3 protein-coding genes and 1 pseudogene are annotated in these 4,958 nt (G+C 62.4%); 3 read left to right on the top strand and 1 reads right to left on the bottom strand.

Features of this window, described 5'->3' with window-relative positions; translation table 11 throughout:
* Together VIM98_RS17470 and VIM98_RS17465 are read left to right on the top strand one after the other, a co-directional pair.
* Positions 1-1,375, top strand: a pseudogene (locus tag VIM98_RS17470) (SbcC/MukB-like Walker B domain-containing protein); the annotation flags it as partial.
* Positions 1,376-1,379: 4 nt separating this feature from the next.
* A complete protein-coding gene (locus VIM98_RS17465; RefSeq protein WP_331994387.1) occupies positions 1,380-2,603 on the top strand; it encodes a DUF3322 domain-containing protein in 1,224 nt (407 codons plus the stop codon).
* Between the two features lie 49 nt (positions 2,604-2,652).
* On the opposite strand, the gene rpsT is transcribed toward VIM98_RS17465, so the two are convergent.
* Positions 2,653-2,916 (bottom strand): 30S ribosomal protein S20, encoded by a 264-nt coding sequence (rpsT, locus tag VIM98_RS17460; protein WP_331994386.1) that lies wholly within the window; start codon positions 2,914-2,916, stop codon positions 2,653-2,655.
* A gap of 248 nt (positions 2,917-3,164) precedes the next feature.
* Here rpsT and murJ point away from each other — a divergent pair, with 248 nt between their 5' ends.
* Positions 3,165-4,757, top strand: a complete 1,593-nt coding sequence (murJ, locus tag VIM98_RS17455) for a murein biosynthesis integral membrane protein MurJ (protein WP_331994388.1) — start codon at positions 3,165-3,167, stop codon at positions 4,755-4,757.
* Positions 4,758-4,958: the final 201 nt, after the last annotated feature.

Here is a 4,958-nt window from a genome sequence, read left to right as displayed (position 1 = left end):
GCGTGAGGAGAACCAGCGCGAGGGCGACCGCCGTATCTTTGCCAACGCCCTGGCCAACGCCGATTGGGACGAAATCGATGTCGCGCCGCTGTTGCAGCGCCTCGGGGATATCGATATCCAGCTCAAGCAATTGCGCGAGGGCGATGCCAATCTCAAGGAGATCGGTCAGCGCCTGGATCTGGAGCGCGAGCTGCGCGGCCGCGCGGCGCGATCCCTGGAAGACGCTCTCGGCGAACATCGCGCTCTGGATATCGAACGCAATCAGCTTGCCCGCCAGCGCGAAACCTGCGAGGCGGCCGCACGGCAATTGAACCTGACGCCGCTGCAGGCCAAGGGGTTGGAAGAGCGTATCCCTAAGCACCCGCCGCTATCGCTGGGCACGATTTCGGAGTTGTTCTCGCAGGTCGTCAAGGGTTTGTTTGGCGAGTTGGAGACACATGCCAGGCAGGACAATCTACTCGTCCAACAGATCGAGGACAGTTTCAAGACATTCTGTCGGCGATGGCCGCAGGATGCCGCCGATTTCACGGCTACACTCGACGCCGCCGAAGGTTTCCTGGCGCGCTTGCGACGGTTGGAGCTCGACGGCCTGCCTCGTCACGAAGCCCGTTTTTTCGATCTGCTGCAAAGCCAGAGCAAGCAGGATTTACTGGTCTTGCAGAAGCACATGACCGAGGCGCGCAAGCAGATCGGGCAGCGCATGGAAGAAGTGAACGAGAGCCTCGAGCGCGTGCCGTTCAATCGCGGCACGTTGCTGCAGATCGAGTTGACGGATCGCGGCCTGACCGATGTGCGCGATTTCCAGGGGCAGCTGCGCGACGTGCTTTCGCACCATCAGACCGAGGACCGCGAACGCGCCGAGATGCAGTTCGCGATCTTGCGCCAACTGGTCGCGCGTCTTGCCGCGGACGACCCCGAGCACAAGCGCTGGCGCGAACAAGTGCTCGATGTACGCCAGCACGTGGAGTTCATCGGCGTCGAAATCGATGTGCAGACTCGCGAACAGGTCGAGGTTTATCGCAGCGGTGCCGGGAAGTCCGGTGGTCAGCGCCAGAAACTGGCCACCACCTGCCTGGCCGCGGCCCTGCGCTACCAGTTGGGCGGCGATGACGGCCACTTGCCGCGCTACGCGCCGGTGGTGCTGGATGAGGCTTTCGACAAAGCCGACAACGAGTTCACCGCCCTGGCCATGAACATCTTCGAGAACTTCGGTTTCCAGATGGTCGTGGCGACGCCCTTGAAGTCGGTGATGACGCTGGAACCGTTCATTGGCGGCGCGTGCTTTGTCGACATCAACGGGCGTCACGATTCCGGCATCCTGTTGATCGAGTACGATACCGAGGAAAAGCGCCTGAAGCTGCCCGAACGAGCCCGCGAGCATGCAGTTCCCTGAGAAACTGCACGCTCGCCTGCGCAGCCTGTGGGTGTCGCGGCGGGCAAGGTGGCTTCGTGGCGAAGGCGACTGGCCGCTGGCCTTGCCGCTCAAGCAACCTACGGAGCGGCAAGCGATGGATCAGTGGCCGGTATTCGATCATTGGTTGCGCTCCTGGCACACAGAAGCTGCCGGGCAGGTGACGTGGGAGGTGACCCGCTGGCGGCAGGTCGGGGACCAGAGTCTGCCGACGTGTTGGTCCTTCGATTCGCCCTCAAGTGTTGCGGCGACGTTAGGCGAGAGCCCGCGTTGGCAGCGGGCAAAGCGGCGGTTCGTTCGCCTGGCGCAATGGCCGATGGATGAGCACGCCGCCGAGCGCTGGAGCGAACAGCTTTCGCGTGATTTCGATGTCCTGGCCGATTGGGAGGAAGGCGCGTTCGAGCAACTGGTTCGCGTCGTCGAATGGCTGTGGCGGCATCCCCGATCCGGACTCTATCCGCGTCAACTTCCGATTGCCGGCATCGATAGCAAGTGGGTCGAAAGGCGATCGGGCCTGGTGGGCGCCTGGGTGGCCGCACTGCATGGAAGCCAGAGAAGGGAGTTCTATCAAGCCAGCGGCTTGAGGGCTTACCCGGACCGTTTGCGCATGCGAATTCTCGATCCCGCATTGCGCGCCTATTGGCGCGGCTGCTCGGATATCGAGGCGCCTGTTGCCGATTTCATGCAGTTGGAGGGTTTCTATCCCGAGTGCGTGATCATGGTCGAGAATCTGGCAACCGGGATGGCGGTACAGGACTTGCCCGGTACGATCGTCTTCATGCGGCGTGGCTATGCAGTCGAAGCGCTGGCCCAATTGCCGTGGCTCAAAGAGGTTCCGTTGCTCTTGTATTGGGGCGATATCGACACGCACGGTTTTGCCATCCTCAACCGGCTGCGTTCATACGTGCCGCGAGTGCGCTCATTGATGATGGACGATGCTGCGGTGCTGGAATCGTTCGCCGATCTTGTCGGCGAGGAGCCGCGTCAGGCCGGAGCCGAAGACTTGCCTCTGCTCTCTGTGCAGGAGCGCCGCCTGTATCAATGTCTACGTGGAATTGGCGACTCGCCTGTCATGCAGGGGCGCCGCCTCGAGCAAGAGCGCATCGCCTGGGATTTTGCCTGGCTGCGCATTACCTCTGCCCGTTCCGACAGCAACAGCCTTGCCCTGGGAGCGGCATCGGAGAACATCTGAACCGCGGCTCCCCGCCCGTCTTGTGCAAGGGGCAATAAAAAAAGCTGGCTTACGCCAGCTCGCGGATCTTCGCGTTGAGGCGGCTCTTATGGCGAGCGGCCTTGTTCTTGTGGATCAGGCCGCGAGCGGCGTAGCGATCCATCACTGGCTGAGCGGCGGCAAAGGCTTCGACCGCGCCAGCCTTGTCCTTAGCCTCAATGGCCTTGACGACCTTCTTGAGGGCGCTGCGCACCATCGAACGGGCGCTGACATTGCGCAGGCGGCGCTGCTCGGACTGGCGCGCACGCTTCTTCGCGGACTTGATGTTGGCCAAGGTAGAACTCCGAAATCGTTAGGGTTGGAAAAAGGCGGCAATTATGGCGTGTTTGCGCCGTTGCGTCAACAGCTTAGCCCTGATCGGGGTAGCTGGATTCGCTATTTTGCCATAATTACGGCTATGGCTCCGCCCTACAAGACTGGCACACTACGCCCCTTTTCGGGGCAGCGGGCTTTGCAGGCCGTTTTGCCGCCTTTCACGCCACTAAATCCAAGGTTACTTAGGGCCGCATGAAGTCCCCCAGCATGTTCCGCGGGCTGCTCTCGTTCAGCAGCATGACGATGGTCTCGCGCGTTCTCGGGCTGGTCCGGGATATGTCGATCAATACGGCATTCGGTGCCAATGCGGCCACGGATGCCTTCTGGGTCGCCTTCCGTATCCCTAATTTCATGCGCCGCTTGTTTGCCGAAGGTTCGTTTTCCACGGCCTTCGTGCCGGTCTTCACGGAGGTGAAGGAAAAGCGCCCGCATGCGGACCTGAAGGAACTGATGGCGCGGGTCTCGGGCACCCTCGGCGGGGTGTTGTTGGTGATCACCGCCCTGGGGATCATTTTCGCTCCCCAGGTAGCTTCATTGTTCGATTCGGCGGTGGCCGACGACGCGATCAAGTACGGGCTGACCGTCGATCTGTTGCGGCTGACCTTTCCCTTCCTGCTGTTTGTTTCGCTGACGGCACTGTCGGGCGGGGCGTTGAACGCCTTCCATCGCTTCGGCGTGCCGGCACTTACGCCGGTCATCCTCAACCTGTGCATGATCGCTGGCGCCTTGTGGCTGTCCAAGCATCTGCATACCCCCATCCTGGCGATGGGCTGGGCAGTGCTGGCTGCCGGCCTGCTGCAGTTGCTGTTCCAGCTGCCGGCACTGGCGCGCCTGGATCTGCTGGCTTTGCCAAGTTGGGGCTGGAACCATCCGGAGGTGCGCCGGATCATGCGCCTGATGGTGCCGACCCTGTTCGGCTCGTCCGTGGCGCAGATCAACCTGCTGCTCGATACCTTGATCGCCGCGCATCTGATCGACGGTTCGCAGAGTTGGTTGTCGCAGGCCGATCGTTTCCTGGAGCTGCCGTTGGGTGTCTTCGGCGTGGCGCTGGGCACGGTGATCCTGCCGTCGCTGTCGCGCCATCATGTGGCGACCGACCACGACGGGTTTTCCAAAGCGTTGGATTGGGGGCTGCGCACCACACTGCTGATCGCGGTACCGGCGATGTTCGCTCTCATGCTGCTGGCCGAGCCCCTGGTGGCGACGCTGTTCCAGCATGGACGTTTCACGCCTTTCGATACCCACATGGCCACGCTGTCGATTTCAGCGCTCAGTTTCGGTTTGCCGGCGTTTGCCCTGGTGAAGGTGCTGCTGCCCGCGTTCTATGCGCGCCAGGACACCCGTACGCCCGTACGTGCCGGCATCGCCTCGCTCGTGGCCAACATGGTGTTCAACCTGCTGTTCCTGGCGCTTCTGTTCTGGCTGTGGGCCTCGCCGGATATCCACCGGCTCCCCATGATGGAGGCCCTGGTGAAGGTGCCGGGACTGCATATGGCGCTTGGCATGGCCAGCGCGACGGCGAGCTACATCAACCTGCTGTTGTTGTGGCGCTGGCTGGGCAAGGCCGGAGTCTACGAGCGCCAGCCCGGCTGGGCGCGCCACGGCATGCGGCTCGTGCTGTCCTGCGCAGCCATGGTGGCCGTGTTGCTGCTGGGTCGCTGGTTGTGGCCGGATTGGTCCACGCCCGGCTGGTGGACGCGCGTATGGCACCTGGCGGTGCTGGTCGCCGCGGGCGGCGGGGCTTACGTGATTACGCTGTTTGCGACAGGGTTTCGGCTGCGGGATCTGCGTGGCGTCTGAGCGAGGCCTTGTCGCGGCTGAAGCCGCTCCCACAACACTAGGCAGTGTCTGGCCTACTCCTGTGGGAGCGACTTCAGGGAACCTCTAAAAACCTGTCAATGACTTGGACACAGCGAAAACGGATCCTATCGTTGTGGGAGCGACTTCAGTCGCGACAAGGACTTGCGATAAGGCACGATCGTCGCGACGAAAGTCGCTCCC

The organism is Dyella sp., from assembly GCF_036568765.1.
In the GTDB taxonomy this organism is placed as follows: domain Bacteria; phylum Pseudomonadota; class Gammaproteobacteria; order Xanthomonadales; family Rhodanobacteraceae; genus GSA-30.
Note: the sequence above shows the minus strand (reverse complement) of the source record. Positions and strands in the feature narration are given on the sequence as shown.